The sequence below is a fragment of the Ideonella oryzae genome, assembly GCF_024055665.1.
Taxonomy (GTDB): domain Bacteria; phylum Pseudomonadota; class Gammaproteobacteria; order Burkholderiales; family Burkholderiaceae_C; genus Ideonella; species Ideonella oryzae.
In genome coordinates this window covers 379,467-404,668 of the sequence record NZ_JAMXMC010000004.1, presented here as the reverse complement: position 1 = coordinate 404,668, position 25,202 = coordinate 379,467, and the positions used below count along the sequence as shown (strand labels likewise).

Genomic DNA, 25,202 nt, shown 5'->3' with positions numbered 1-25,202 from the left:
CAGCAGCCCGGGAAACCTGAAAAAACCTGAAACCGGCTGGCGCTGGACGCACCGATCTTGGCGGGTCTGCCGTGGCTCTGGAGCCTGTCAAAACTTGACGTCCGGACCTGTCCAAACCTGACCTTCCCGTCGCGCCCTTACTCTGGAGGACCCCGGGGGGCTTGCTCTCCTGTGTGTGGTTCGGGCACACTGCCCTCAACCGCTGCACATGCAGTGGCCACCGACGAAAGTCGGCAGGTGTGGAAGCCTGGAAAACACAGGCGCGCGGCCGCCTCAAGTGCGGCTTTTTCTTTGCGCGTCAACGTCTGGTGCCCCGGTTTTCTACGGCGGCCCGGACGGGTGGCACCTTTGTGTGCGCCGGTCCCTGTGTTCCGGTCTTCCAACGCCCGTCTTGGGCCGCCACCCCCGTTTGGAAGCGGGGGGTGCGGTTGCTGATGACCGCAACACAGGAGCCAACAAACACCATGGCTGGTAACCCCCTGGGCGCCGCTGCGCCCATTCCCACCCCAGGCGCCACATCGCGCCCCTTCCACCGCGTTCCCGCGTCCACCCGCACCCGTCGCTTGCAAGGCGTCTGCTTGGCCGGTGACCTGATGCTGAGCGTCTACCGCTCGCGCCAGGCTGGCGATCCGACGCCGGTTTCCATCGCGCTGCAGGATGCCGACGGCGAGCGAATCAGCCGCCTCACGGTGGTCCAGGCCCGCGCGCTGGCGCAGGCCATCGACCTGGCCGCCTATTCCGCCGAGTCCGCCCGCAAGACGAGCTCCACCGGGGAGGAGACAGCATGAGCACCGGACAACTCCAGAGCCTGAACCTGGCCATCAGTGATCTGGTCAGCCTGTCGGTGATGGCAACGGGCCTCGTCCGGGAGGTTGAGGCCGGCAGCACCATCAACGCCCACCACCTGGGTTCCTTGGTGCGCGCCATGGCGGATCAGATCGAGGGTGTGCACATCAAAGCCGATGAGCTGCTGACCGCCGCGATCGATGCAGAGCCCTCCACCAGCGCCAGCGGTGCACCGGAGGCCGCATGAACGCCGCGGCACTCGAAGGTGTCACCCGGGCCGTGGGTGATGTGCTCAGCCTGTCCATCTTGGCCACCGAACTGGTGGGCGAGGCCGAGGCCGGCGACACCGGCCGCATCCATCGGCTGGGCGCCGTGCTGCGGGCCTTGCAGGCCCAAGCCCAGGCCGCTCACGGCCAAGCCGATGCGCAGTGGATGGCCGCCCATGCGGCCGAGGTCCAGTACCGAATCCGAAAGGGCTGAGATGACGATGCGAAGGAAGATCCGCGCCGCCCTGGGCCGCGTGGTGCACGTGGCCGCTCGCGTGGTGGCCGATCAGGATCAGGCCATCGGCCTGTGGTGCGTGCTGTGCCTGGTGGCGCTGCCGCTGGTGCTGGCGCTGCCTGCGCAAGGGGGCTTGTCATGAGCAAGAAGACCTTTCCCCCACTGAGAACCGCCGATCTGGCTGACCTGCTGACGGGCCTGCTGGACCGGGCCGAAGAGAACCTGTCGGATGCGGACCTGCAGGCTCTGCGCCTGTGTGGTGACGGCGGCGTGGCGATGACGGAAGACCTGGCGGCCCTGATGAGCGCGCTGGCGGTGCAGGTTGCCGGCGACGAGACCCCGGATGGAAGCGTCCCGGTGACTGGCGCCTTCCTGGACGGGCGCAGCTTGTCGAAGCTGCTCTTCAGCCTGTCCAACCTGGCCCAGCAGGCCAACGCGATGCTGCTGGCCGCCCGCATGGCAGAGAACATGACCATCCCGCATCGGCGCGGTCACGCCGCGCGCGGCACAACCTCAACTCAAGGAGTTTCAGCATGAACAAGAAGTCCAACATCAAGCCATCGGAGATCACCCTGCCGTCTGTGGAGCAAGTGATGTCCCTTGCGTGCTCGCTGATCGAGGGGCACCTGGCAACGTGCGCTGACCTGATCAGCAAGGCCGACAGCGGTCCCTGGCGGTACGACGTTCGTCACGCGCTTGCGGGGGTGTCTCAGACCGTGGCCAGGCTCCAATCCGAGCCGAGGCCGGGGCGGCTTGAGTTCCAGCAGGCCTGGTGCCAAGCCATCAGCGTCTTGCGCCTCGCGGCCGGATCGATTCCGGAGCGTGGTGGGCTGGTGTTTGAGAGCCTGAGCGAGGCGGCAGGCATCATGCGGGCCATGGATCACGCCATGGAGTACCTGGACCCCACCATCGACCTCGACTGATCGCCCAAGTTATGCCCCCGATAGGCCCGCGAACCGAAGAGAGGGCTCCTGATCCTCCTGCCGGGGCACCCTCTTCAGGATTGCGCAGCAGGAGCGCGCTTTGATCGATAGCAGCAGAACCTACGGCGCGGCCACGGCCCGGCGAATTTGGGAGTTGCTCCCCCTCCTGGGAGAGCCCGGCTTGATGGTGTTCCGTGAAGACACGGGCGTTCATCTCGCGCCAGATCTTGAGGCGACGCTGTGGTTCTCGCCAGTGTGGCGTTGGGGTCCTCAGTGTGAGCTGAAGCAGGCTGACCCGCGAGAGGCTCCATTGCTGCCGATCCCATTCGACGGACGAAAGCTGGCGGCCTTTCTACTGCATCCAGCTATCTCGGCTTCATTCCCAGATCCACCCTCAGCTGCGCATTACCTGCTGGATCTGCTCACCTCTGTGGAGGACTCCGTTTGCCGCTGTGCGGTCGAAGAGGCCACAGCTCTGCTGGAACAGGCATTCGATGCCCTTGGACCAATGGCATCAACCCGTTGGCGCGACCTGGATCGATCCGATGCAGATTCGACCCCGACAGAGCAGATGCAGGCGGACAGGCGACGGTCGGAAGACGAGGAAATCGACTGGCTCAATCGCATGGTGCGAGAGATGTTCTCTGGGGGCTGTGACAAGAGGCCCAAGGGCACCGCGACCGTCATCGAGCAGAGGGGCGAGCTGATCCTGCAGACGCTGGAGGAACTCGGCCACAACCCCTTGGAGCTGCCACCGTATGGGCCGGGCAAGGGTGGGGCCAAGCAGGCTGCCTGGGAGCGGTTGAGAAGCAGTCCGAAATGGAAGCGCCTTCTTGGCGACGTCCAGGCTGAGCGGAAGGCCTTTGAAAAGGCATGGGGCAACCTCCTGGCTGGCAAAAAAATCAAAAACACAGCGTCCTGATCCTTCTCCCCCTCAAAAAAAGTGCCGGGGGATAGTTGCAGGGGAGAAGAACGGTCGTTCAACGATGCCGGACATCGCAACACGATGACAGCGCATCATGGACGGCAACGCACTGAAGAGGAATCTGACGCTCCAAAGCCTCGCCTTCGCAGGCAATGACGACGCTTTGGTGCCAGGGGCTTGGCTTGATGCGCAGGGGGGCTTCAGCCGGTCCACACGCTACGCACTGGCTGCGCGGGACCCTGATTTCCCGAAGCCCATTCACCTGTCGACGCGCTGCGTTCGCTACCGCGCCGGCGATGTGAAGCAGTGGCTCCAAGCCAAGGCTGAACGCGCTGCTCAAGCACAGAAGGGCGAGTGATATGCCTCGTGCTGATGTTCAGCGGCCGCTGGCGCTGGAGTCCGGCGGCGCCCAGGCTGACCTCAGTCCTGCGGCGAGATCGGCATTGAAGCGGCTGTGGGAGATTCGCCAGGAGATTGCGAAGAGATACCCCGCTCCCCGAAACCTCATCTCTGGTGCCGACCGTGCCAGGAATCTGCTCGCTGATCTGGCCAGCGCTCCCAATCCGCACGCTGCCTCGCAGCTGACGCACACCGCGCTTCTCGACGAATTCCGAGATCGTGCTGGTATCGAAGGCTTCGCCGACATCTTGGCCCCGGTGCTCTCGAAAGGGGTGCGTCGCACCTGCCAGGTCCCGGCTGCTCGCCAGCACCGACGCGGATGTGGGAGAACCGGGAGGTGAGCGTTCGCTGCATCTCAGCCGTTCTCGAGCATTCCCAGCACGCTGGCACGGAGCTGCTGATGCTCGTCGTGCTGGCCGACTACTCCGATGACGAGGGCAACAGCTACCCCTCTGTTGCATCTCTGTCGCGCAAGTGCCGCATGCAACCCCGGAATGCGAACTACATCCTCAATGCCCTACAGGCCAGCGGCGAACTGCGCGTTCTGAAGAACGAGGGCCCGAGGGGCACCAACCGCTACCGCATCATGCTCTCCCAACTTGGAGCCTCACCCCTGCAAGGCAGTGCACCCCTGCAACGCAGTGCACCCCTGCAACGCAGTGCGCCTACCCCTGCAATGGAGTGCGCGAAACCCCTGCAACCCATTGCAGACGAACCGTCATTGAACCGTCAGGAACCGTCAGTTGCGCGCAAGCGCGCAGCTTCGGGTTTCGACGCTTCGCTGATCGACCTCCCGGAATGGCTCCCTCGCGAATCCTGGCAGGCCTGGGTGGCTGACCGCAAGGAGCGCCGCAAGCCGATCACCCAGCGCGCCGCCGATGCCCAGATCAAGGCTCTGGACGGCTACCGAGCTGAAGGCCACTTACCGGCCGCTGTGATTGCCAATAGCATTGCTGCGGGCTATCAGGGGCTGTTCCCTCCCAAGCTGGCGGAAGGGGCACGCACCCAGCGCCAGCGGGGCGGTAATGACCTGCTGGACTGCGACCACGTCTTCGAAGGCTCCCATGAGCGCGCGTGAGCAGATCCACCGGCCGTGGAGCCAGGAATCCGAGCAGGCCGTGTTGGGCGCCCTGATGCTCGCCCCTGATGCATGGTGGCGTGTAGCGGATTGCCACCTTGAGGCCGACCACTTCTTCGACAGCCGGCACCGTGCCATCTGGCGGGCCGTGGCCGACCTCAACGCCCTCAGCCAGCCCGTGGACCAGGTGACCGTGCTGGAGCGCCTGCAGGCCGCTGGCCAGGCCGAGGACTGCGGCGGCTTGCCGTACCTGACCGAGCTGGCCCAGTCCGTGCCCAGCGCCGCCGGCGTGAAGCGCTACGCCCAGACCGTGATCGACAAGGCGACCCGCCGTGCACTGGCCCAGGCGGCCGAGCAGATGCTGGCGCTGGTGGGCGAGTCCGACGACGCCGATCAACTACTGGACCGTGCGGCGGTCCTGTTGGGTGGTATCCAGCGCACCAAGGCAGCGGCAGAGCCTCGATCCATCTCCGACCTGGCGGCGGCCCGCATCGACCATTGGCAGGCACTGGGAGCCGGCGAAACGACCCCGGGAGTACCGACGGGGCTCGATGGCATCGACAGCGCCCTGGGGGGCGGATTCAAGCCTGGCAAGGTGGTGGTGCTGGCGGCCAGACCCTCGGTGGGCAAGTCCTCCCTGGCCGGGCAGATGGCGCTGAGCGTGGCGGCCCGGGGGCAGCCGGTGCTGATGCTGAGCCAGGAGATGCCGGCCGGCGAGCTGGTGGACCGCTGCGCGGCCAACCTAGGCCGGGTGTCCATGGATGCGCTCACCACCGGGCGCTTCGTGGATGAAGACTGGTCCCGGATGGCCGAGGCGGCCGAGGCCATGAACCGGCTGCCGCTCTTCATCGACGATCAGCCAGCGCTGACCCTGCTGGATATCCGGGCCAAGGCGCGTCAGGTCAAGCAGCGGCGTGGGCTGGCGCTGGTGGTGGTGGACTACCTGCAGCTCTGCAGCAGCACCAGCACCAATGACAAGCGGCACCATCAGATCGAGCAGATCAGCCGAGGTCTGAAGCAGCTGGCCAAGGAACTGGACGTGTGCGTGCTGGCGCTGAGCCAGCTCAACCGCTCCACAGAGGGCGGCGAGCCCCAGTTGCACCACCTCAAGGAGTCTGGGGCGGTGGAGGAGGACGCCGACACGGTGATCTTGCTGCACCCATTGGCCCGTGAGGTCGATCGGGCACTGACCGTCTTGGCCAAGGTCGCAAAGAACCGACAAGGCCCGCGCGGCCGCATTGCGCTGAAGCTCTACGGCGAGCACCAGCTTTGGGAGCAGTCCGCCGCGGACGTTTCACCACGAAAGGAACGGGATTGAGCGAGCCCGGCAAGGTGCTTTCATCTGGGAACACAGTGCGATGAATGCCCCCGCGGGTCACGCCTCAAGGCAAGGATTGCGCCGCTGAGTGCGCTCAACTCTCGAGCCAGTAACTCTTCGCGGCCTTGCGCGCGGCCGCCTTCACCTCCCCACTGCAGGAGCTGTCAGCGAATGCCTGAGCAATCTTCTCTCCCAGGTGTTCTTTCCCGTCCCACCCATCCCGAACCGAAAAGATGGCTGCAAAGGCTGTTACCGCCATGACCTCCTGTCCCGGCCACCGTCCGCCACAGTGGTGTTCAAACCAGTGCTGTTCGGTGGAGATCCGTTCGGCCAGGTCAGATGGGTCAACCGTCTCCAGATCCTTGAATAGGCCTTCCCAACGCCTCTTGGCGACAACGAAGCTGTCTAAGACAGAGGTGTCCCCGTTCATCAGCCGTTCGGTCGTGTAGTGCATCTCTCTTCCTCCTCGATTCAGAGTCCAGAAGCCTAAGGGCGGCGCACACCGCCTGGCGTTGCTCTATCCCTCTTGTTTGGTACGGACGGACTAGCAATCTGACATCAGGCGCGCCTTGACCTCAGTGGCCTGACGTTGCCCAGCCGCTTCCCGTCCAGGTAGTCGGCCCACCACTGCATCAGCTTGGCCCGGCCAGCCAGGTAGGTGGACCGGTGATAGGCGGCCCGCACCTCGTTGCGCTCCACATGGGCCAGCTGCCGCTCGATCACGTCAGGGTCATGCCCGCATTCGTTCGCCACGGTGGAAAAGAGCGCCCGGAAGCCGTGAGCGGTGGCAATGCCCTTGTAGCCCATGCGGGACAGGGCGCTATTGAGCGTGTTTTCCGACAGCGGCTTGCCCGGGTAGTAGGGGCTGGGGAACACCAAGCCGGCGGCCTCGCCGTGGGGTCGGATAGCCTCCAGCAGCGCTACCGCTTGGCGCGACAGCGGAACCAAATGTTCGGCCTTCATCTTCATTCGTTCGGCCGGGACGCGCCACCGGGCGGCTTCCAGGTCGATTTCTTCCCACATGGCGCCGCGGAGCTCGCCGGGACGCAGGGCAGTGAGCATCAGCAGGCGCAGGGCGTTGGCGGTGGCGGCGTCGCCTTCGTAGGCGTCCAGCCTGGTCAGGAAACCGGGCAGTTCGGCCTCGGGCAAGGCTGCCCGGTGGGTCACCTTGCGGGGCTTGAGCACCTCGTTGGGGACAACATCCAGGGTTGGATTTGTCTCGATGAGCTCTTCCCGCACGGCGTACCGAAAGACCGCCTTGATGCGCTGCAGGGTGCGCGCGGCGGTCTCCCCCGCACCGCGAGCCTCAATCTGGCGCACCACCTGCAGGACATGTTTGGCCCGAATGTCTCCGACGGGCATTGCCCCCAACTCTGGGAAGACATCCGCCTCTAGGTTCGCCCTGAGCCGCTCCAGTGTCTTGGGCGTCCAGCGGGCGGCCTGGTGATCCATCCAGTCTTCTGCCACGTGGCGTAGGGAGGTGGCCGCCTCTTGCTGGGCCTGCTTCTTGGCGGCCTGCCGTTCGCTGGAAGGGTCGACACCTGAGGCGAGCAGCTGGCGGGCCTCGTCGCGCCTGTCCCGGGCTGTCTTCAGCGAGGTGTCTGGGTAGGTGCCCAGGGAGATCCGCTTTTCCTTGCCGCCAAAGCGGTACTTCAGGCGCCACCACTTGCCCCCAGCGGGCGAGACCTCCAGATAAAGGCCGCCACCGTCGAAGAGGCGCAGTGTCTTGTCGCCAGGCTTGGCGTTGTGTGCAGCGGTGTTGGTGAGCGGCATCTTGGGGGCAACTCCAAACTGAGTTCGGGTCTGGCCCCCAATGTTGCCCCCACTTGCCCCCGGATGTAAACGGACGATCCTGGACGATTCCAGACAACGAAGGCAAGAAAAAGCCCCGCTCACCTATGAAAGTGGCGGGGCTTGGATGTTCTGGGATGTCCAGGATTGTCTGAATGTGGCGCCCCCGGCAGGAATCGAACCTGCATCTGAGACTTAGGAGGTCCCCGTTCTATCCATTGAACTACGGCGGCATGCCAGCCTTTGATTGTGACATGTGCCAGGACTCTTCAGTCCCAGCGCCAGGACCAGATGGCGTCCACGGCGTTGTCCTCGCCGGACTGGGCCCGCAGCGTGAAGCGCTGGGCGGCGCGGTAGATCAGCTGCCAGTTGCCGGTGGCGGCGTTGATGCTGCGTTCGTAGCCCACGTACCAGCGGTTGCTGAGCTGCTTGCCGACGTTGAAGATGGTGGACTGCACCGTGGCGCCGGAACTGGTGGTGCTGGTGTCGTGGCGCATGCCGAAGTCGGTCAGGCCGATGGCACCCAGCACCTTGTCGGTGGGGCTTTCACCGTCGCCGGCCAGCAGCGCCAGGGCGGCGCGCTGCAGCAGGGCGGTGTCGGCCTCGCCCAGGTTGTCGGGTGCGCGGCCCATCACCAGCCAGCTCAGGCGTTCGGTGTCACTCATGTCGGTGTCGCTGGCCAGCCGCACCCGCGGGTTCAGGGCAGTGCCGGTGATGGCCACACCGACGTTCACGTCCAGGTTGGGGCGGGCAGCGTAGATGTCCAGTCGCGGGTCGTCCATGGGGCCGCTGAACATGATGTCCCCACGCTCGATGCGCAGGTTCTGGCCGTAGGCCTTGTAGGTGCCGCGCACGGTGCGCACCGTGCCGTTCAGGGCCAGCCGGCCCTGCGGATTGGTCAGCTTCAGCGTGCCTTGCAGCGAGGTGTCGATGCCCCGCCCCTTCAGGCGCAGCTGCTTGCCCAGGTCCAGGGCAAGGTTCAGGCGGCTGGTGCGCTTGGGGGTGTTGCCGTTGGTGTCCTGGTTGCCGTTGCTGGTCTGGCTGCCGGCGATCACAACATCGTCCGACAGCGTCGGGCCATCGCCTCGGCTGAGGTCGATCAGCCCTTCGTCGATGCCGATCTGGCCGTCCAGGGCCAGCAGGTCCTTGTCGAGTTGCAGGGTGGCTTGTCCGCTGGCGACGATGCGTCGATCCAGCCGACCGATGGCGCGGAAGTGCTGCGCCGTGATGCCCACACGGGCCTGCGGGTGCTCGCCCAGCTCGGCCTGGCCCGTGGCTTCGATCCAGCCGTCGCCGCCGCGCAGCTTCAGGGTGTCGAGCTGGGCCTGGCTGCCCTCGAGCCTCAGCTTCAGGACGCCTTCGCCCAGCTCCACGCCCTGCAGGGCATTGCGCAGGCTCAGCCCCTGGCCTGTGACCTGGCCTGCGACCTGAGGGGCACCCCAGCGCCCGTTGACCAGGCCCTGGGCCTGGAGGTTGCCACCCAGGCGCCAGCCCGCGGGCACCCAGGACGCCCAGGCGCCCAGGCTGGCCACCTGCAGGTTGAAGCTGCCTTGCAGGCTGGCCTGCTCGTCCGGCCACAGCCGTTCGGGGGCGGTATGGGCCGTCAGCGCGCCGCCCAGCACGCCGAGGTGGCGGCCTGCCAGCCCCTGGGTGAACTGCCAGGTGCCCTCGTGCGCATTGAGCGCCAGGCGCAGGTCGCTCAGTTCCAGCGGCAGCCGGCCAGGGGTGGACAGCAGACCGTCCTCGTCGATGCTCAGGTCCCCGCTCCGGCGTTCCATCACCAGGTCCAGGCTCAGCTGCCGGTCCCAGGCCAGGTCCAGGCTGGCGCCCAGCTTCAGGTCGCCGGCCCACATCATGTCGGGTTGTGCCTTGGCCAGCAGGGGCGCCACCGTCAGCGGATCGAGTCGGGCTTTCAGCAGCAGGTGGGGCGGGTGGGCCTCGCTGCCGGCCTGCCAGTCGGCCTGGGTCCAGCGCAGGGCAGCCCCGCCCGGCAGCTCCAGGGCGCCTGGCGCGAGGGTGGCTTGCGCCAGCTCCCCGGTGGCCGAGCGGCGCAGTGTCGCCTGCACGCCGTGCAGGGCCAGCCAGGGCTGGCCGCTGCCATCGGCACTGCGCAGCAGCGCCTCGCGCAGGGTGCCCTGCCAGTGGCCGCCATCGGTGTCGCTCTGCCAGTGGCCATCGAGTTCGGCACTCAGCTGGGCCCGACCGCCGCCGCGGTTGCCCGCCAGGCGTTCCAGCCAGGCGGGTGGGCGCAGGCTGCTGTCGGCCCGCAGGCTCAGGTGGTGGTCGCGCGGCGAGCCCCCCAGGCGGCTTTCCAGGTGGGTGATGCGCCGCTCCCCCTGTTGCAGGCCGTCGAGCTGCAGGCTGGCTTGCAGGGGCGACGAGGCGTCCAGTCGCCCCTGGCCGTTGAAGGTCAGCTGTTGCAGCTTCAGGGGCCCGGCCTGCAGCCCTTGCAGTTTGGCCTGGCCTTGCCAGGCCGGGGCCTGGGCCGAAGGGCTGAGCCGGGCCTGGGCTTCCAACTGGCCAGCCTGCGGGGCCCAGGCGGACAGCGCGGGCGACAGCCGAAGCCAGGGGGCCAGGCTTTGCAGATGGGGCAGTTTCAGGTCGATCTGCGCGGTCGAGGCCTCCGGCGCCTGCAGCCGGCCTTGCCATTGGGCCTGCAGGCGTCCATCGTCCAGTTGCAGGTCCGCCAGGGCCTGCTGCTGCTCGCCGCGTTTGTCGATGTCCAGCCGGCCTTGCACGGGCACCCCGGCCATCACGCTGGGGTGCACCACCAGCTGCAGCTGCCCGCGCAGCGCGTTCCACAGGGCCATGGGCTCGGGGGGCACGGTCTCCGGCAGACTGCCCTGGGTGTCCAGGTCCATCACCAGACGTTGCGGCGCCCGCCGCCATTCGCTGTCGGGCTCGCCAGGCCACCAGGTGCGCAGGTCCAGGTCCTGCAGATGGCCTTGCAGCCGCCACTGCCACAGGGCCGAGGGCTGCCGACGCGCTTCGCCCACCAGGCGGGCCTGGGCCTCGCCGGCCTGGAGCTGCAGGGTGCGCAGCGTCACGGCATCCCGTGCGAACTGGCCGTCCAGCAGCAGGCTGGCGGGCAGCTTGTTGCCGGCGCCGGTCTGCAAAGGGCCCTTCAACTCCGTGGCCAGGGTCAGGCGGGGGGACGGCGTGCCCGCGCTGGCCGCGCCTGGCGAGGGCAGGCCGTCGGCGTGGACGGTCAGCGGGCCGCTCAACTGCATGGCCGGCAGGCGCGGGTCCAGGGCCGCCGGTTGCCACTGGCTGATCTGCAGGGTGAGGTCGGCCAGGCCCTGTCCGCCTTCCACCCGGTAGCGGCCCTCTCCGGTCCAGCGCCCGGCCGCGCCCTGGGCATTGGCCCACTCCAGCGTCAGGCGGGTCAGGGTCAGCGTCTTCAGCGGCTGCGGGGTGCCTGCCAGCGCCAAGCTGGCTGAGCGCAGCGGCAGCAAGCCTTGGTCCCAGCGGCCGGGGCTGTGGTTGGCGATGTCCAGGGTGGCTTCGGCCGGCCGGTCCAGCCCGGCGCTGCGCAGCACCACCTTGGCATCCAGCCGGGTCCGGGGCGCCTGGCTGCTGAGGCTGGCCAGGTCCAGGGCCTGGGTCTGGAGGCTCAGCGCGCCCAGTGGCCAGGCCGCGAACGGCATCAGCTGGGTCTGCAGCTCGGCGTGGGGGGCGGGTCCGTTGGCATGGGGGGGCTGGCCATCGAGCCGGGCCTGCAGCTGCAGGTCCTGGAGCGGGCCCTGCAGCTGCAGGCTGGCCTGCCAGGGCATCCAGCCGCCGTTGCCGGGCAGGCTGCGGGCCTGCAGGCGGGCGTCCACGGCCAGGTTGCCATGGGTGCCGATGCGGGCCTGGCCTTGCAGGCTCAGGCGGTCGGTGGCCAGGTGCTGTAGGGTGATGCTGTGTTGGCGGCCCCGCTCAGCCCCCAGGGCCACCTGGGCCTGCAGGTCCAGCAGGGCGGGCAGTTGGTCGATCTCCAGCCGGGCCACGGTCAAGCGGGCCACGTCCAGGTCCAGCGGCAGCCCCAGGTTGGTGGGTGGGGGACTGGGCGGTTGGCCGGGGCGGGATTGCCAGCGCAGATCTTGCGCCGCCACCTGGCCGACGGTCAGGCGCAGCCAGTTGCCCGGGCGCGCGCCGGGCTGGGTTCGCAGGCCATCCAGGCGGAGGTTCTCAATGTCCAGCGTGCCGCTGGACAGGCTCAGGTGCAGCTGCCGGGCCTGGAAGCGGCCGCCGGCCAGCGAGCCCTGGGCTCCGGTCACCGTCAGCCCGGGCACCTGGGCCAGGGCCCAGTCCAGCCCGGCTTCGCTGCGCCAGACCCAGGTGCCCAGGCTGCCCAGTCCCAGCAGGCCGGCCGCCGTGGCGACCACAGCACCGATGGCCAGGCCCCGGCGCCAGCGGCGCGGCACCGTGCCGGGCGTCGGCGGGGGAGGCAGGTCGGTGGGCGCGTCGGACATGGTCGTGCTCAGAAGGCGATGCCCACGTTCAGGTGGATCCGGCCCCGGTGGTCTTCCTGGCCCCAGGCCCAGTCCACCGCCAGCGGGCCGACCGGGCTGCGCCAGCGCACGCCCAGGCCGTAGCCCAGGGCAGGCTTGAGCTCGCTGATCTTGTCGGCCGCCCGGCCGGCGTCGACGAAGAGGGCGCCCCAGACCGAGGGCAGGCTGTCCGAGATGGGGTGGGCCACTTCGACGCTGGTGGTGAACAGCATGCGGCCGCCGGTGATGCCGCCGTCCGGGGTGCTGGGCGCCAGCGTGCGGTAGGCATAGCCGCGCACCGAGTTGTCGCCGCCAGCCCGGAAGCGCAGGCTGTCTGGCACCTGCACGCCCGCGGGCGTGAGCACCTTGCCCAGCTCCAGCCGGCCCTGGGTGTACCAGCCTCCCACCGGCCAGTACATCGTCAGCCGACCATAGGCGCGGCCGAAGACGCCGCGGCGCGTGGCGCTGCCATCGGCCAGGCCGGAGCCGAACTGGGCGCTCAGCGTGTAGCCGGTGGTCGGCAGCAGCACGCTGTCCACCTTGCGCCAGGTGCGGTCGGTGTCGGCCGAGATGGCCTTGAGGGTGTCACAGTTGATGTACTGCCCGCCGTCGCGGGTGCATTCCTTGGAGGTGTCGAGCTCCAGGTAGTCCAGACGCTCGACCACCGGGTGCTCGGTGGAGCGGCCCACCCGCAGGCGCTGGGAGATCACCATGTCCTCGTCGGTGAACTGGCGGTCCACCTGGCCGCCCACCAGGTCGCGCTGCAGGTGCTCGTTGAGGTAGGTGGACAGCTCCCCGTTCCAGGACTGCTCGCTCTTGCCCCAGACAAACTTGTTGGTGGCCGTCACCGGGTAGCCGAACAGCTGCCGGTGCACATGCTCCAGGCTGGCCCGCGGGCCGGTGGAGGTGCTGATGCCCAGCGCGGTGGTGGCGGTCTGCAACTGCGATTCCTTCACCTGGACCAGCACCGTGGCGTGGCCGGCTTTGTCGAGATCCGGGTCCATGCTGACCGTGACCTGGTCGAACAGGCCGGTCTTGCGCAGGCGTTCCTGGTAGTCCTGCAGCCGGGCCTCGGTCAGGGGCGTGCCCTGGGGCAGGCCACTCAGGCGGCGGATGCGTTCGGGATCATGGCGCTGCAGGCCGCTGACCTGCACCTCGCCGGCCCGGTAGAGCGGGCCACTGTCGGCCACCACGAAGACGCGGACCTGGTTGGTTTGAGGGTCCACCTCGGCGGCGGTACCGGCCCAGCTGGCCGCGCCATAGCCGGCCGAGCGCAGGGTGGCGATGACGGCCGTCTTGGCGCTGCCCCAGGCGTCTTCATTGAAGCGCGCACCGGTGGGCAGCGCCCATTGCTGTTCCAGCTGCTGGCGCAGGGCACGGGCGTCGGCCTGACCCTCTTCGGCCAGGTCGTAGAGCTCGCCCTGGATTTGCAGGGTGACCCGGCCGACGCGCACGGTCGGCCCGGGTTCCAGGGTCAGGGTGACCTGCAGGGGCTGGGCCCCGCCACCTTCGAGCTGGGCGATGCGGGCCTGGGCGTTGAAGTAGCCTGCCGTGCGGGCCAGCTCCTCGGCCTGGGCCGGGGCCGCGGCAATCAGGCGCGACCACTCGGCGTCGCTGAGGCTGCCGGCTTCCGGCAGCTTCAGCGCGCGGGCCAGGTCCAGGTTGTTCTCCAGCAGCGCGCGCAGCTCGCCCGGGGCGTTCACGGTCAGGCGGGGCAGGGCCGCGGCGGGCGCCGGAGTCGCCTCGGATGCGGCGGACGCAGCCTCGGCGGGGGCGGGGGCGGATGCTGTCGCGGAGGGCGCGTCGGCGGCCTCCTGCGCCCAGGTGGCCAGCGGCCCCAGGGCCAGCGCCAGGACGGGCAGCCAGGCCCGGCCCCATGGAGCCAGATGCAGCGGAAAAGCGCGGGTCAGCAGGGCCGGCTCCTCACTTGCTGAGCATGCGCATCGCGCCTTCCAGGCCGGCCAGCGTGAGCGGGAACATGCGCTGCTGCATCAGCCGCTGGACGATGGCGACGCTCTGCCGGTATTCCCATACGGCGGTGGGCTCCGGGTTGATCCAGACGAACTTCGGGAAGGCGTGGGTGAGACGCTGCAGCCACTCGGCGCCGGCTTCGTCGTTGTTGTACTCGACGCTGCCGCCGCGCTGCAGGATCTCGTAGGGGCTCATCGTCGCGTCGCCGACAAAGATCAGCCGCCAGTCCTTGTTGTACTTGCGCAGGACATCCCAGGTCGGGGTCTTCTCGTTGTAGCGGCGCCGGTTCTCCTTCCAGAGGAAGTCGTAGACGCAGTTGTGGAAGTAGTAGAACTCCAGGTGCTTGAACTCGCTCTTGGCGGCGGAGAACAGCTCCTCCACCTGGGCCACGTGGTCGTCCATCGTGCCGCCCACGTCCATCAGCAGCAGCACCTTCACCTTGTTGTGGCGCTCGGGCACCATCTGGATGTCCAGCATCCCGGCATTGGCGGCGGTGGCGCGGATGGTGTCGTCCAGCGCCAGTTCCAGGTCCGAGCCTTCGCGGGCGAAGCGGCGCAGCCGGCGCAGCGCCACCTTGATGTTGCGGGTGCCGATCTCGCGGCTGTCGTCGTAGTCGGCGAACTCGCGCTTGTCCCAGACCTTCACCGCGCTGCGCTGCCGGCCCGGCCCGCCGATGCGGATGCCGCGCGGGTTGTAGCCGCCGTGGCCGAAGGGGCTGGTGCCGCCGGTGCCGATCCACTTGTTGCCGCCCTCGTGGCGTTCCTTCTGCTCTTCCAGGCGCTTGGCCAGCGTCTTCATCAGCTCGTCCCAGCCCAGGGCCTCAATGGCGGCCTTCTCCTCGGGGCTGAGTTCCTTCTCCAGCACCTTCTTGAGCCAGTCCAGCGGAATCTCCTGGCCGAAGTCGGTCAGCAGTTCGACACCCTGGAAGTAGGCGGCGAAGGCCTGGTCGAACTTGTCGAAATGGGCTTCGTCCTTCACCAGCGTGATGCGGGCCAGGTGGTAGAACTCGTCCACCGAGGGGCCGATGACGCCGGCGCGCAGCGCCTCCAGCAGCGTGAGGTACTCCCGCACGGAGACGGGCAGCCGGGCAGCGCGCAGCGTGTAGAAGAAGTCGATCAGCATGGATGGGCAGGGCGGCGCTCAGCCGCCACGGGAGGCATTGTGCCCGCGGGCCTTCTTGCCGGCCTTGTCCGCGCGGTGGGCCGGGTCATGGCGCCGCAGCCAGGCGAAGAATTCCTCGTACCAGAGCCGGCTGTTGCGCGGCTTGAGCACCCAGTGGTTCTCGTCCGGGAACCAGAGCAGCCGGGCGTCCACGCCGCGCTGCTTGAGCGTGTTGTAGTAGGCCAGGCCCTGTTGGTCGGGCACGCGGTAGTCCAGCGCGCCGTGGGTGACCAGGGTGGGCGTGGCGAAGGCGCCGGCAAAGGCGTGCGGGCTCTGCGAGGCCACCTTGGCCGGGTCCTCCCAGTACCAGGCGCCCAACTCCTTGGCATGCCAGCTGAAGGCATCGTCGGCGAACATGGCGGTCCAGTCGTAGCAACCGGCATGGCAGACATAGGCGGCGTAGCGCCCCGGCGCCACATGCCCGTTCATCCAGGCCACCATGTAGCCGCCGTAGCTGCCACCGCTGGCGAACACGCGCTTCTTGTCCGCCCAGGGCTTCTTGAGCAGCCAGTCGGTGGCGGCCTCCACGTCCTGCAGCTCCAGTTCGCCCCAGCGGTGGGTGATGGCATCCAGGAAGGCATGGCCGAAGCCCGAGGAGCCGTGGTAGTTGACGCTGGCCACCACGTAGCCCTGGGCGGCGAACAGCTTCCAGCACCAGCGGTCATGCCAGCCATCGCCCGGGCCAGTGTGCGGGCCGCCGTGGATGGTGTGCAGCACCGGGTGCTTCTTCTTCGGGTCGAAGTCCGGCGGGTAGTGCAGCCACATCTGCACCGGCTCGCCCAGCGCACCGGTGAACCAGACCTCCTCGGTGCGGCCCAGGTCCAGCGGGGCCAGCAGGGCGTCGTTGAAGGTCTCGATGCGCCGCGCCGGCTCGCCCGCGTGCCGGGCGTGCAGGCGCGCGGGGTGATCGGCCGTGTTGCTCAGGCTCACCAGCGTGCGGTCGGCCTGGTCGAAGGCGCTGACGGTGCCCCCGGCCACCAGGATCTCGGCCTGACGGTCGGCCAGGTCGAAGCGCCAGAGGTGGCAGCGGCCCTTCTGCTCGGCAGTGAAGAGCACGGCCTGGCCATCCGCGGACCACTGCAGCGGGGCGTGCACCTCGTGGTCCCAGTCGGCGCTCACCACCTGCCAGTCATCGCTGCGCCGGTCTAGCACCGCCAGCTGACAGGGCATGGTGTGCTTGAGGCCCTGGTGCGAGGCCCGAAAGGCGATGCGCTGGCCATCCGGGCTGTAGCGCGGGGTGCTGCAGTCCCAGCCGGCATCGCGCACCCGTTCACGGAAGCTGTGCTTGCGCAGGTTCAGCTCCACCAGGGCGTTGCGCGCGTCGACGGACTTGGGCTGGCCGGGATCGAAGGCAAAGACGATGTGCCGGCCGTCGGGTGCGATGTCGAAGGTGGTGGCGTCCGGCTCGAAACGGCTGAGCTCGTAGTCGCTGCCCTCGAACAGGTCGGTGACCTTGCCGCTGGCGATGTCCATCACGTGCAAATGGGGCACGCGGCCCTGGGGCAGGTGGTGGTCCCAGAAGCGGTAGGCCATCTCGCTGGTGACGTAGCCGCTTTCCTTGCGTTCCTTGAAGGCCTTGAACGCCTTGGCCTGAGCCTTGGGGCCCTTCAGCTCGGGCCAGACCCAGCTGATGAAGGCGATGCGTTTGCCGTCCGGAAACCAGCGGAAGGCCTCGATGCCGGTGGCCACCTCGCCCACGCGGCGGGCCTCGCCGCCGTCGGGCGGGATGACGTAGAACTGGGGCGTGGCGTCCTTCTGGCCCTGCTGCTCGCGCTGGGCCACAAAGCCGATCCACTGGCCGTCCGGGCTGAAGCGGGGTTGGCCGTCCTTCTCGCCGCATTGGGTCAGCGCCCGTGGCTGGCCGCCCAGGGTGGACAGCAGCCAGAGCTGGCTGCGGGCCTTGTTCTCGGCCATGTCGTGGGTGGTGACCGAGGCCACCGCCTGGGCGCCGTCGGGCGACAGGCTGGGCGCACCCAGGCGCGCCAGCTGCCACAGGGTGTCGATCGTGAGGTGCTTGCGGGAGGTCTTGGCCACGGGATCTCCGGGAAGTTCAAGGGCAGCAGGGACAGGGTCGCTGTCCCCACCGGCAGCCGCGGGGCTGGCCTCAGCGCGGTCGCGCCAGCAGCCAGCTCAGATGGGCCTTGACCTCCGGCCATTCACCGGCGGTCAGGCTGTACATCACGGTGTCGCGCACGGTGCCGTCGCGGCGCAGCGCATGGTGGCGCAGCACACCGTCCTTCTTTGCGCCCAGGCGCTCAATGGCACGCTGGGAGGCGAAGTTGTAGTTGTCGGTGCGCCAACCGACCAGCTGTGCGCCCAGGGTTTCGAAGGCATGCGTGAGCAGCAGCAGCTTGGCCGTGGTGTTGACGGCGCTGCGCTGCACCGAGCGGGCGTACCAGGTGTAGCCGATCTCCAGCCGGTCGATGCCGGGCACGATGTCGTGGTAGCTGGTGCTGCCCAGCACGCGGCCGCTGGCGCTGTCCAGCACGGCAAAGGGCAGGCGGTGGCCGGCGGCCTGGCCGGCCAGTGCGGCCTCGATGTAGGTCCGGGTCTGCTCGGGCTCGGGCACCGAGGTCACGCGCAGCGTCCAGAGCTCACCATCGGCGGCGGCGGCCTTCAGGCCGGCCTCGTGGGCCAGGGTCAGGGGCACCAGGCGCACCGGCGCCTGTGCCAGCGTCACGGGTTGGACGTTCAGCATCGATCGGGACTCAGCGGTGGTTGCGCTGCATGGCCAGCAGCTTCTCGAACAGGCTGATGTCCTGCTCGTTCTTCAAGAGCGCGCCCACCAGCGGCGGCAGGCTGCTGCTCTCGTCGGTGCTGCGCAGGGCGTCCAGCGGAATGTCCTCGGCCACCAGCAGCTTGAGCCAGTCGATCAGCTCCGACGTGCTGGGCTTCTTCTTCAGGCCCGGCAGGTGGCGCACCTCGTAGAAAGACTTCAGCGCGGCGGCCAGCAGTTCTTGCTTCAGACCGGGGAAGTGCACATCGACGATGCGCTTCATCGTGTCCGGCTCGGGGAACTTGATGAAGTGGAAAAAGCAGCGGCGCAGGAAGGCGTCGGGCAGTTCCTTCTCGTTGTTGGAGGTGATGAAGACCAGCGGCCGGTGCTTGGCGCGGATGGTCTCGCGCGTCTCGTAGCAATGGAATTCCATGCGGTCGAGTTCGCGCAGCAGGTCGTTCGGAAACTCGATGTCGGCCTTGTCGATCTCGTCGATCAGCAGGGCCACCGGCTCCTCGGCCTCGAAGGCCTGCCACAGCACGCCCTTGACGATGTAGTTGCGGATGTCGCGCACCTTCTCGTCGCCCAGTTGGCTGTCGCGCAGCCGGCTCACCGCGTCGTATTCATAGAGGCCCTGGTGGGCCTTGGTGGTGCTCTTGATGTGCCATTCCAGCAGCCGCAGCCCCAGGGCCTGGGCGGCCTCCTCGGCCAGCATCGTCTTGCCGGTTCCGGGCTCGCCTTTGACCAGCAGCGGGCGCTTGAGGGTCATGGCCGCGTTGACGGCCAGCATCAAATCGTCGGTGGCGACGTAGCGGTCGGAACCTTGGAATTTCATAGGGGAATCCGGGGGGCGAAGGGGGTCCGGGCCAGTATATGCTCGCCCCCGATCGATCCCGTTCTAGGCATTGGCATGGGCCCTGAAGAGGCCCTGACTGGAGGCGACATGACGTGGAGACTCAAGGCGGCGCTGCTGGCCGCCTCGCTGATCGTGGCGGCGGCACCGGCGAGCGCCCAGGCGCTGGCCGGGCGGGCCGAGAACGGTGCCCGCATCAATGCGATGTGCATCGGTTGCCACGGGATCGAGGGCTACCGGGCCAGCTTTCCGCAGGTCTACCACGTGCCGATGATCGCCGGCCAGAACCTCAAGTACCTGTCGGCCGCTCTGGAGGCTTACCGCAAGGGCGAGCGCAAGCACCCCACCATGCGCGGCGTGGCCGGCTCGCTGAGCGACCAGGACATTGCCGATCTGGCGGCCTACTACGCCACCCTGGGCAAGCCGCCGGCCACCGAGCCGCCGGCCCAGGTGGCGTTGCCGGCCGAATTGAAGGACAAGCTGGCGGCCTGCACCGCCTGCCATGGGGCCAATTTCAACAACACGGTGGATGCCAGCTACCCGCGGCTGGCCGGCCAGCACCGCGACTACCTCTACCAGGCCCTGAAGGCCTACCAGACGCAGAACCACGCGCTGGTGGGTCGGGGCAACGCCATCATGGTGGGCATGGCGGCCACCCTGGACGATGCTCAGGCACGGGCCATCGCCGACTACCTCTCCGGTTTGCCCGGCGATCTGCGCACCGCGCCACAGCCGATGCTGCACTGAGGGTTGGCCCAGAGCCGCTTCCCCTCAAGTCCCTGCGACCAGGGACGATATTCCGGGGAAGGCGTGGGAGGAGACGACACGCCGACAACCTGTTGGCGCGAATCGACCACCATGAGCAAAAGAACCATTCCGGTGACCCAGGTTCGGCTGGGCATGCACATCCATGCGCTGGAAGGGCCCTGGATCAGCCACCCCTTCTGGAAGACCCGGTTCGTGCTGACCGATCCGGAGGATCTGCAGAAGCTCGTGCACAGCGGCGTGCCCGGGGTGGTGATCGACGTGTCCAAGGGGGTGGATGTGCAGGAGGCGGCCGAGCCTCCGGTGGCGCCTCGGGCCGCGGCTCCCGCACCTGCGGTGGTGGCGGTCCCGCCGGCGGCCCCCCGCAAGGCCTCCGGTCCGCCGCCCGAGCCTTCGTGCTCGATGGCCGACGAACTGAGTCAGGCCAAGGCCATTTACCGTCAGTCGCGCGAGCAGGTGACCTCGATGTTTGCCGAGGCCCGGCTGGGCAAGGCCATCGATGCCGAGGAATGCCTGCCGCTGGTCAACGACATCGCCGACTCGGTCTTCCGCAACCCGGGCGCCCTGGTCAGCCTGGCCCGGCTGAAGACGCAGGACGACTACACCTACATGCATTCCGTGGCGGTCTGCGCCCTGATGGTGGCCCTGGGCAAGCAATTGGGCCTGGATGAGGCGGCCTGCCGGGAGGCGGGCCTGTCCGGCCTGCTGCACGACCTGGGCAAGGCGGTGATGCCGCAGGATGTGCTGAACAAGCCCGGCAAGCTCACCGACGACGAGTTCACCATCATGAAGAGCCACCCGGTGCGGGGCTTCGAGATGCTGCAGGAGGCCCGCGGTGCGCCGGAAGGCGCGATGGACGTCTGCCTGCACCACCATGAACGGATCGACGGCACGGGCTATCCCCACAAGCTGCCCGGTGACAAGCTGAGCCTGCTGGCCCGCATGGGCGCGGTGTGCGACGTGTACGACGCCATTACCTCCAACCGGCCCTACAAGGCCGGCTGGGACCCGGCCCATTCCATCGCCCAGATGGCCGGCTGGAAGGGGCATTTCGACACCGTGGTGTTCCAGGCCTTCGTCAAGAGCCTGGGCATCTACCCCGTGGGTTCGCTGGTCAAGCTCAAGTCCGGCAAGTTGGCGGTGGTCACCGAGCAGAACCCGAAGAACCTGGTTTCACCCTTGGTGAAAGTGTTCTTCTCGAGCAAGTCGCAGCTCCACATCACGCCGACGGTGCTGGACCTGTCCCAGTCCAACGACCAGATCGTTTCGCGCGAGAGTCCCGAGGCCTGGGGCTTCAAGGACCTGGACGCCCTCTGGGCGGGCGACCTGCCCAAGCGCTGAGGGGCGGCCGTTCCCGGCGAGGTCTCAGCGGGTGGCCCGCTGACGCACCGCGTCCAGGTAGGCGTGGCCATCGGGCGGCAGCCCGCTGCGCTGCGAGGCCCAGACCATCTCGCCCAGGCAGTCCATCACCTCGTGGTGGGCGTCATGCAGCGATTGGCGCCGCGCCGCCAGCAGTTCCACGGCCTGGCGGATGCCGTGGGGCTGGTCGATTGACACCTGCTCGCTGATCGTCAGGTGCATGGCCAGGTGCAGGAAGGGGTTGGTGCGGCCTTCCTGTACGTCGTAGACCGCAGCCAGGGCGGCGTCCACGTCCGACAGATCGCCATGGTATTCCGGGTGCTGGTCGACCCAGCCGGCGGCCAGGGTCTCGATCGGGGTGAGGACCTGGCCGGCGCGCTGTTTGGCCAGGACCTCGCAGAAGAAGCGGCGGACGTCGTGTTGGGAAGGCTGAAACATGGCCTGGATTTTCGCCCCAACAGCGCCCGCCCGCGCCTGTGGGGCTTCAGAGCGTGACCGTGCCTTCGATGACCGTGCTCACGTCGCCACCGATCCAGACGCTGTCGCCTTCCTGCGCCACATGCACCCGGCCGGCGCGGCCCAGCTGCGAGCCTTGAGCGGCCACGTAGCGGGTCGGTGCCAGGCCTTCGCCGGTCAGCCACTGGGCCAGTCCGGCGTTGAGGCTGCCGGTCACCGGGTCCTCGTCAATGCCGATGGGGGCGACGAAGCCGCGGACCTCGAAGTCCGTGTCCTCCCCGGCCGCCTGAGGCGCGACGACGCCCACCTTGGCCAGGCGCTTGAGCGCGAGATGGTCAGGCTGCAGGGCGCGCACGGCGTCGGCATCGGCCAGCAGCAGAGCCAGCCACTGTGGTCCGTTGTCCAGCCAGCGTGCCTTGCGGACTTGGTCGGTGTCCAGGCCCAGGGCCTTCACGACCTGGGCCAGTTGCACGGGTTCCACCTCGGTCATCCGGCAGGGCGGGGCCGCAAAGGCCAGGCGACTGCCCTCCCGACGCACCCGCACCAGGCCCACGCCACACTGCTGGATCACCTCGCCCGCCTGCTTGGGCCGGCCGCCGGCCAACAGCCAGGCCTGGCAACTGCCCAGCGTCGGGTGGCCGGCAAAGGGCAACTCGCCGCCGGGGGTGAAGATGCGCACCCGGTAGTCGGCCGCCGGGTCGGTGGGCGGCAGCAGGAAGGTGGTCTCGCTGAGATTCGTCCAGCGGGCCATGGCCGCCAGTGTGGCGTCGTCCAGGCCCTCGGCGTCGTGGATCACTGCCAACGGGTTGCCCCGCAAGGCGGTGCCGGTGAAGACATCCAGCTGGTGGAAGCGGCGAGCGCGGGGGGCGTTCATGGCGTGCCGGCCTGCAGGGCCTCTTCCAACGCTTGATGCACCACCCGGCCCAGGGCCGCCACCGCCTGGCGGATCTCGTCCGGGCTCAGCGTCACGAAGGACAGGCGCAGCGTGCGGGCATCGGGCTGATGCGCGTAGAAGGGCTCACCCGGCACGAAGGCCACGCCGGCAGCCACGGCCTTGGGCAGCAGGTCCATGGCGCGGCAGCCGGCCGGCAGGCGCAGCCAGAAGAACATGCCACCCTCCGGCTGGGTCCATTCGGTGCCGGCGGGCATGGTCTCGCGCAGGGCCTCGGCCATCACGTCGCGCTGGGCCTTGTACTGCGCCCGGATCGTCGGGATGTGGCGCTCCAGGAAACCGTCCTTCACCACTTCATAGACCACCCGCTGGTTGAAGCCGGGGGTGTGCAGGTCAGCGGCCTGCTTGGCCTGCAGCAGCTTGGGGGCCAGGGCCGGCGGTGCCACCACATAGCCCAGGCGCAGGCCCGGGGCCAGCACCTTGGAGAAGGAGCCCAGGTAGGCCACGCCTTCGGCCCAGCGGGACGCCAGCGGTGCCGGCGGCGCCTCGTCGAACCACAGGTCGCCGTAGGGGTTGTCTTCGACCAGCGGGATGCCGGCGGTCTGGGCTGCCTTCACCACCGCCTGGCGGCGGGCTTCCGGCATCACCCGGCCGGTGGGGTTCTGGAAGTTGGGCAGCACGTACATGAAGCGCGTGCCCGGTGCGTCGTGCGGCAGGCGGGCGATGGCCTCGGGCAGCGCGCCCTGGCCGTCGCTGGCCACGCCGGCAAAGATCGGTTCGAAGGGGGTGAAAGCCTGTAGCGCGCCGAGGTAGGTGGGGGTCTCCACGGCCACCGGGGCACCCGCATCGACCATCACCTTGGCGATCAGGTCCAGGCCCTGTTGAGAACCGGTGGTCATCAGCACCTGCTCGGCCTTCACGTGGGTCATGCCTTGGGCGCTCAGGCGCTCGGCCACCCACTCGCGCAGGGGGCCGTAGCCCTCGCTGGCGGCGTACTGCAGGGCGGCCTGGGGTTGCTCGGCCAGCACCCGGGTGGTGGCCTCGCGCATCGCTTCGACCGGGAAGGTGGAGGCGGCCGGCAGGCCCCCTGCCAGCGACAGTACCCCCGGCAACTCGGTGAGCTTCAGGATCTCGCGGATCACCGAGGGGTTGAGTCGTGCGGCGCGCTGCGCCATGTGCCAGGGAGAAGAGGGCGAGGTCGAGGGGCTCATGCGTGTGTCTCCGGAGCGATGGCCGGCCGGGCCGGTCGTGAGAGGGTCAGTGTAGGCCGGCAGGCAATACAGATACAGTACAGTTTCCCGATGCACCGAGGGTTCTGTACTGGTGGGTGAGGTGACACAGTGAGCGAGCGTGACGAATGGCGTGAGGCCGCGGCTGCCGGAGCCGGCTTGGATGGTGCATCTGCCCTGGGCGGGCTTTCGCGCGGAGGGGGCAGCACCCTGACCGAACAGCTGGCCGAGCACTATGCCCAGCGCATCCGCCAGCGCCTGCTGGCGCCGGGCACGCGGCTGCCTTCGGTGCGGGACGCCGCGCGCCGGCATGGCGTCAGCCCGCACACCGTGGTGGCGGCCTACGACCAGCTGCTGGCCCAGGGCCTGGTGGAGGCCCGGCGGCAGCGCGGCTTCTTCGTGCGCGACCGGCGCACGCCGGAGCTGCGGCCGGCCATGCCGCGGGCCGCGCCCGCCGGGCCGCCCCTGCCGCCGGTGGATGCCACCGCGCTGATCCGCGGCATGTTCCACAGCGGCACCGACCAGCCCGCGCCCGGCCTGGGCACCTTGCCGCTGGAGTGGTTGGACCCGGCCCTGATGAGCACGGCCCTGCGCCGCGTGCTGGGGCAGACCGAGGGCGCGCTGGCCCTGCAGTACGGCCAACCCGCGGGCGATCTGCGGCTGCGCCAGGCCCTGGCGCTGCGCCTGGGCGGGCTGGGCCTGCAGGCCTCGGCCGATCAGATCGTCACCGCCACCGGCGCCACCCATGCGCTGGACATCGTCTCGCGTGCGCTGCTGGCCCCCGGGGACGCGGTGCTGGTGGACGAGCCGGGCTGGGCGGTGGAGTTCGCCCGCCTGACCCAGCTGGGCATGCGCCTGCTGCCGGTGCCGCGCGGCGCCGACGGCCCGGACCTGGCGGTGCTGGAAACCCTGGCGCGCGAACACCGGCCGCGGCTGTATGTGACGATCTCGGTGCTGCACAACCCCACGGGCAACTCGCTCACGCCGGCCGGGGCCTACCAGCTGCTTCGACTGGCCGAGCAGCACGACTTCCGGGTGGTGGAGGACGACACCTACGGCGAGCTGGCGCCGGCCCATCTGCCGCGTCTGGCGGCGCTGGATGGCCTGCAGCGCACGCTCTATGTCTCGGGCTTTTCCAAGATCCTCACGCCGGGCTGGCGGGTGGGCTTCGTGGCTGCGCCCCCGTCGCTCATCGAGCGCCTGATCGACGTGAAACTGCTGTCCACGCTGACCACGCCGGCCATCCTGGAGCAGGCTCTGGCCTACTGCCTGGAACAGGGCAGCCTGCGCCGCCATGTCGAGCGGGTCCACGCCCGGCTGGACGCCGCCCGCCAACGCTCGGTACAGCTGGCGCTGGCCCATGGCTGCCGCTTCGTCACGCCGCCGCAGGGCCTGTTCGGTTGGGTGGACACCGGGGTGGACACCGAAGCCCTGGCCCAGCGCCTGCACGACCAGGGCTGGCTGCTGGCGCCAGGGCATCTCTTCCACGCCAGTCGCCGGCCCAGCACGCTGATGCGCATCAACTTCGCCACCAGCCAGGATGCGCGGTTCTGGCGGGCCTTTGATCGGGCTTGCGGACGCTGAGGCTCATTGGATGAGCCCCCTGA

Annotated in this window: 24 protein-coding genes and 1 tRNA gene; 13 read left to right on the top strand and 12 right to left on the bottom strand. The window is 68.7% G+C overall.

Annotated elements, in window-relative coordinates:
* Window positions 1-464 precede the first annotated feature (464 nt).
* The 10 genes from M0L44_RS08780 to M0L44_RS08735 all read left to right on the top strand — a co-directional run bounded on the left by M0L44_RS08780 (window position 465) and on the right by M0L44_RS08735 (window position 5,930).
* A complete protein-coding gene (locus tag M0L44_RS08780; RefSeq protein WP_252769268.1) occupies window positions 465-788 on the top strand; it encodes a hypothetical protein in 324 nt (107 codons plus the stop codon).
* A complete protein-coding gene (locus M0L44_RS08775; protein ID WP_252769266.1) occupies window positions 785-1,033 on the top strand; it encodes a hypothetical protein in 249 nt (82 codons plus the stop codon). The genes M0L44_RS08780 and M0L44_RS08775 overlap by 4 nt, the downstream gene beginning before the upstream one ends.
* The gene (locus tag M0L44_RS08770; protein ID WP_252769265.1) at window positions 1,030-1,266 is read left to right on the top strand and encodes a hypothetical protein; all 237 of its coding nucleotides are present in this window, start codon (window positions 1,030-1,032) and stop codon (window positions 1,264-1,266) included. Before M0L44_RS08775 ends, M0L44_RS08770 begins: the two co-directional genes overlap by 4 nt.
* Before the next feature lies 1 nt (window position 1,267).
* Complete coding sequence (locus M0L44_RS08765; protein WP_252769264.1) at window positions 1,268-1,429, top strand: hypothetical protein; 162 nt, start codon at window positions 1,268-1,270, stop codon at window positions 1,427-1,429.
* Complete coding sequence (locus M0L44_RS08760) at window positions 1,426-1,824, top strand: hypothetical protein (RefSeq protein WP_252769263.1); 399 nt, start codon at window positions 1,426-1,428, stop codon at window positions 1,822-1,824. The genes M0L44_RS08765 and M0L44_RS08760 overlap by 4 nt, the downstream gene beginning before the upstream one ends.
* Window positions 1,821-2,210 (top strand): hypothetical protein, encoded by a 390-nt coding sequence (locus M0L44_RS08755; RefSeq protein ID WP_252769262.1) that lies wholly within the window; start codon window positions 1,821-1,823, stop codon window positions 2,208-2,210. Before M0L44_RS08760 ends, M0L44_RS08755 begins: the two co-directional genes overlap by 4 nt.
* A gap of 181 nt (window positions 2,211-2,391) precedes the next feature.
* The gene (locus tag M0L44_RS08750; protein ID WP_252769261.1) at window positions 2,392-3,132 is read left to right on the top strand and encodes a hypothetical protein; all 741 of its coding nucleotides are present in this window, start codon (window positions 2,392-2,394) and stop codon (window positions 3,130-3,132) included.
* Window positions 3,133-3,229: 97 nt separating this feature from the next.
* Window positions 3,230-3,493 (top strand): helix-turn-helix transcriptional regulator, encoded by a 264-nt coding sequence (locus M0L44_RS08745; RefSeq protein WP_252769259.1) that lies wholly within the window; start codon window positions 3,230-3,232, stop codon window positions 3,491-3,493.
* A gap of 441 nt (window positions 3,494-3,934) precedes the next feature.
* Window positions 3,935-4,612 carry a phage replication initiator YdaU family protein gene (locus M0L44_RS08740; protein WP_252769256.1) on the top strand — a complete coding sequence of 226 codons (678 nt, stop codon included), beginning with the start codon at window positions 3,935-3,937 and terminating at the stop codon, window positions 4,610-4,612.
* Entirely contained in the window at window positions 4,599-5,930 is a 1,332-nt protein-coding gene (locus M0L44_RS08735; protein ID WP_252769255.1) for a replicative DNA helicase, read from the top strand. Before M0L44_RS08740 ends, M0L44_RS08735 begins: the two co-directional genes overlap by 14 nt.
* A 94-nt stretch (window positions 5,931-6,024) precedes the next feature.
* Here M0L44_RS08735 and M0L44_RS08730 read toward each other — a convergent pair whose 3' ends face one another.
* The 9 genes from M0L44_RS08730 to M0L44_RS08685 all read right to left on the bottom strand — a co-directional run bounded on the left by M0L44_RS08730 (window position 6,025) and on the right by M0L44_RS08685 (window position 18,876).
* The gene (locus M0L44_RS08730; protein ID WP_252769253.1) at window positions 6,025-6,384 is read right to left on the bottom strand and encodes a hypothetical protein; all 360 of its coding nucleotides are present in this window, start codon (window positions 6,382-6,384) and stop codon (window positions 6,025-6,027) included.
* Between the two features lie 104 nt (window positions 6,385-6,488).
* A complete protein-coding gene (locus M0L44_RS08725) occupies window positions 6,489-7,703 on the bottom strand; it encodes a tyrosine-type recombinase/integrase (RefSeq protein ID WP_252769252.1) in 1,215 nt (404 codons plus the stop codon).
* A gap of 176 nt (window positions 7,704-7,879) precedes the next feature.
* A tRNA-Arg gene (locus M0L44_RS08720) sits at window positions 7,880-7,954 on the bottom strand.
* Window positions 7,955-7,990: 36 nt separating this feature from the next.
* Window positions 7,991-12,175: a translocation/assembly module TamB domain-containing protein gene (locus M0L44_RS08715; protein WP_252769251.1), complete on the bottom strand. Its 4,185-nt coding sequence runs from the start codon at window positions 12,173-12,175 to the stop codon at window positions 7,991-7,993.
* An 8-nt stretch (window positions 12,176-12,183) separates the two neighbouring features.
* A complete protein-coding gene (locus M0L44_RS22095; RefSeq protein WP_354004110.1) occupies window positions 12,184-13,896 on the bottom strand; it encodes an autotransporter assembly complex protein TamA in 1,713 nt (570 codons plus the stop codon).
* A 220-nt stretch (window positions 13,897-14,116) separates the two neighbouring features.
* Window positions 14,117-15,286, bottom strand: a complete 1,170-nt coding sequence (locus M0L44_RS08700) for a vWA domain-containing protein (protein ID WP_252769250.1) — start codon at window positions 15,284-15,286, stop codon at window positions 14,117-14,119.
* Between the two features lie 18 nt (window positions 15,287-15,304).
* Complete coding sequence (locus M0L44_RS08695; protein WP_252769249.1) at window positions 15,305-17,359, bottom strand: S9 family peptidase; 2,055 nt, start codon at window positions 17,357-17,359, stop codon at window positions 15,305-15,307.
* A 70-nt stretch (window positions 17,360-17,429) separates the two neighbouring features.
* Window positions 17,430-18,023 carry a GNAT family N-acetyltransferase gene (locus tag M0L44_RS08690; RefSeq protein ID WP_252769247.1) on the bottom strand — a complete coding sequence of 198 codons (594 nt, stop codon included), beginning with the start codon at window positions 18,021-18,023 and terminating at the stop codon, window positions 17,430-17,432.
* A 10-nt stretch (window positions 18,024-18,033) separates the two neighbouring features.
* Entirely contained in the window at window positions 18,034-18,876 is an 843-nt protein-coding gene (locus M0L44_RS08685) for an AAA family ATPase (RefSeq protein WP_252769245.1), read from the bottom strand.
* A gap of 108 nt (window positions 18,877-18,984) precedes the next feature.
* On the opposite strand from M0L44_RS08685, the gene M0L44_RS08680 reads away from it, so the two are divergent.
* Together M0L44_RS08680 and M0L44_RS08675 are read left to right on the top strand one after the other, a co-directional pair.
* Window positions 18,985-19,641 (top strand): c-type cytochrome, encoded by a 657-nt coding sequence (locus M0L44_RS08680; RefSeq protein ID WP_252769244.1) that lies wholly within the window; start codon window positions 18,985-18,987, stop codon window positions 19,639-19,641.
* A gap of 111 nt (window positions 19,642-19,752) precedes the next feature.
* Window positions 19,753-21,000 carry a cyclic di-GMP phosphodiesterase gene (locus tag M0L44_RS08675; protein WP_252769243.1) on the top strand — a complete coding sequence of 416 codons (1,248 nt, stop codon included), beginning with the start codon at window positions 19,753-19,755 and terminating at the stop codon, window positions 20,998-21,000.
* Between the two features lie 24 nt (window positions 21,001-21,024).
* Here M0L44_RS08675 and M0L44_RS08670 read toward each other — a convergent pair whose 3' ends face one another.
* Genes M0L44_RS08670 through M0L44_RS08660 form a run of 3 tightly spaced genes read right to left on the bottom strand, consistent with a single transcriptional unit; the run spans window position 21,025 to window position 23,577 of the window.
* Window positions 21,025-21,456, bottom strand: coding sequence for a DUF1841 family protein (locus tag M0L44_RS08670; RefSeq protein WP_252769241.1), 432 nt, complete (start codon window positions 21,454-21,456; stop codon window positions 21,025-21,027).
* A gap of 46 nt (window positions 21,457-21,502) precedes the next feature.
* Window positions 21,503-22,348 carry a PhzF family phenazine biosynthesis protein gene (locus tag M0L44_RS08665; RefSeq protein WP_252769239.1) on the bottom strand — a complete coding sequence of 282 codons (846 nt, stop codon included), beginning with the start codon at window positions 22,346-22,348 and terminating at the stop codon, window positions 21,503-21,505.
* Window positions 22,345-23,577 (bottom strand): aminotransferase-like domain-containing protein, encoded by a 1,233-nt coding sequence (locus M0L44_RS08660; RefSeq protein WP_252769238.1) that lies wholly within the window; start codon window positions 23,575-23,577, stop codon window positions 22,345-22,347. Before M0L44_RS08660 ends, M0L44_RS08665 begins: the two co-directional genes overlap by 4 nt.
* A 195-nt stretch (window positions 23,578-23,772) precedes the next feature.
* Here M0L44_RS08660 and M0L44_RS08655 point away from each other — a divergent pair, with 195 nt between their 5' ends.
* Window positions 23,773-25,179, top strand: a complete 1,407-nt coding sequence (locus M0L44_RS08655; RefSeq protein WP_252769309.1) for an aminotransferase-like domain-containing protein — start codon at window positions 23,773-23,775, stop codon at window positions 25,177-25,179.
* Window positions 25,180-25,202: the final 23 nt, after the last annotated feature.

Excerpts from the sequence above, each read along its gene's own strand:
- M0L44_RS08670 (WP_252769241.1), bottom strand. The coding sequence starts at position 21,456 with ATGTTTCAGCCTTCCCAACACGACGTCCGCCGCTTCTTCTGCGAGGTC.
- M0L44_RS08680 (WP_252769244.1), top strand. The coding sequence starts at position 18,985 with ATGACGTGGAGACTCAAGGCGGCGCTGCTGGCCGCCTCGCTGATCGTG.
- M0L44_RS08675 (WP_252769243.1), top strand. The coding sequence starts at position 19,753 with ATGAGCAAAAGAACCATTCCGGTGACCCAGGTTCGGCTGGGCATGCAC.
- M0L44_RS08770 (WP_252769265.1), top strand. The coding sequence starts at position 1,030 with ATGAACGCCGCGGCACTCGAAGGTGTCACCCGGGCCGTGGGTGATGTG.
- M0L44_RS08780 (WP_252769268.1), top strand. The coding sequence starts at position 465 with ATGGCTGGTAACCCCCTGGGCGCCGCTGCGCCCATTCCCACCCCAGGC.
- M0L44_RS08740 (WP_252769256.1), top strand. The coding sequence starts at position 3,935 with ATGCTCGTCGTGCTGGCCGACTACTCCGATGACGAGGGCAACAGCTAC.
- M0L44_RS08735 (WP_252769255.1), top strand. The coding sequence starts at position 4,599 with ATGAGCGCGCGTGAGCAGATCCACCGGCCGTGGAGCCAGGAATCCGAG.
- M0L44_RS08700 (WP_252769250.1), bottom strand. The coding sequence starts at position 15,286 with ATGCTGATCGACTTCTTCTACACGCTGCGCGCTGCCCGGCTGCCCGTC.
- M0L44_RS08665 (WP_252769239.1), bottom strand. The coding sequence starts at position 22,348 with ATGAACGCCCCCCGCGCTCGCCGCTTCCACCAGCTGGATGTCTTCACC.
- M0L44_RS08730 (WP_252769253.1), bottom strand. The coding sequence starts at position 6,384 with ATGCACTACACGACCGAACGGCTGATGAACGGGGACACCTCTGTCTTA.
- M0L44_RS08690 (WP_252769247.1), bottom strand. The coding sequence starts at position 18,023 with ATGCTGAACGTCCAACCCGTGACGCTGGCACAGGCGCCGGTGCGCCTG.
- M0L44_RS08660 (WP_252769238.1), bottom strand. The coding sequence starts at position 23,577 with ATGAGCCCCTCGACCTCGCCCTCTTCTCCCTGGCACATGGCGCAGCGC.
- M0L44_RS08685 (WP_252769245.1), bottom strand. The coding sequence starts at position 18,876 with ATGAAATTCCAAGGTTCCGACCGCTACGTCGCCACCGACGATTTGATG.
- M0L44_RS08715 (WP_252769251.1), bottom strand. The coding sequence starts at position 12,175 with ATGTCCGACGCGCCCACCGACCTGCCTCCCCCGCCGACGCCCGGCACG.
- M0L44_RS08765 (WP_252769264.1), top strand. The coding sequence starts at position 1,268 with ATGACGATGCGAAGGAAGATCCGCGCCGCCCTGGGCCGCGTGGTGCAC.
- M0L44_RS08760 (WP_252769263.1), top strand. The coding sequence starts at position 1,426 with ATGAGCAAGAAGACCTTTCCCCCACTGAGAACCGCCGATCTGGCTGAC.
- M0L44_RS08725 (WP_252769252.1), bottom strand. The coding sequence starts at position 7,703 with ATGCCGCTCACCAACACCGCTGCACACAACGCCAAGCCTGGCGACAAG.
- M0L44_RS08745 (WP_252769259.1), top strand. The coding sequence starts at position 3,230 with ATGGACGGCAACGCACTGAAGAGGAATCTGACGCTCCAAAGCCTCGCC.
- M0L44_RS08775 (WP_252769266.1), top strand. The coding sequence starts at position 785 with ATGAGCACCGGACAACTCCAGAGCCTGAACCTGGCCATCAGTGATCTG.
- M0L44_RS08755 (WP_252769262.1), top strand. The coding sequence starts at position 1,821 with ATGAACAAGAAGTCCAACATCAAGCCATCGGAGATCACCCTGCCGTCT.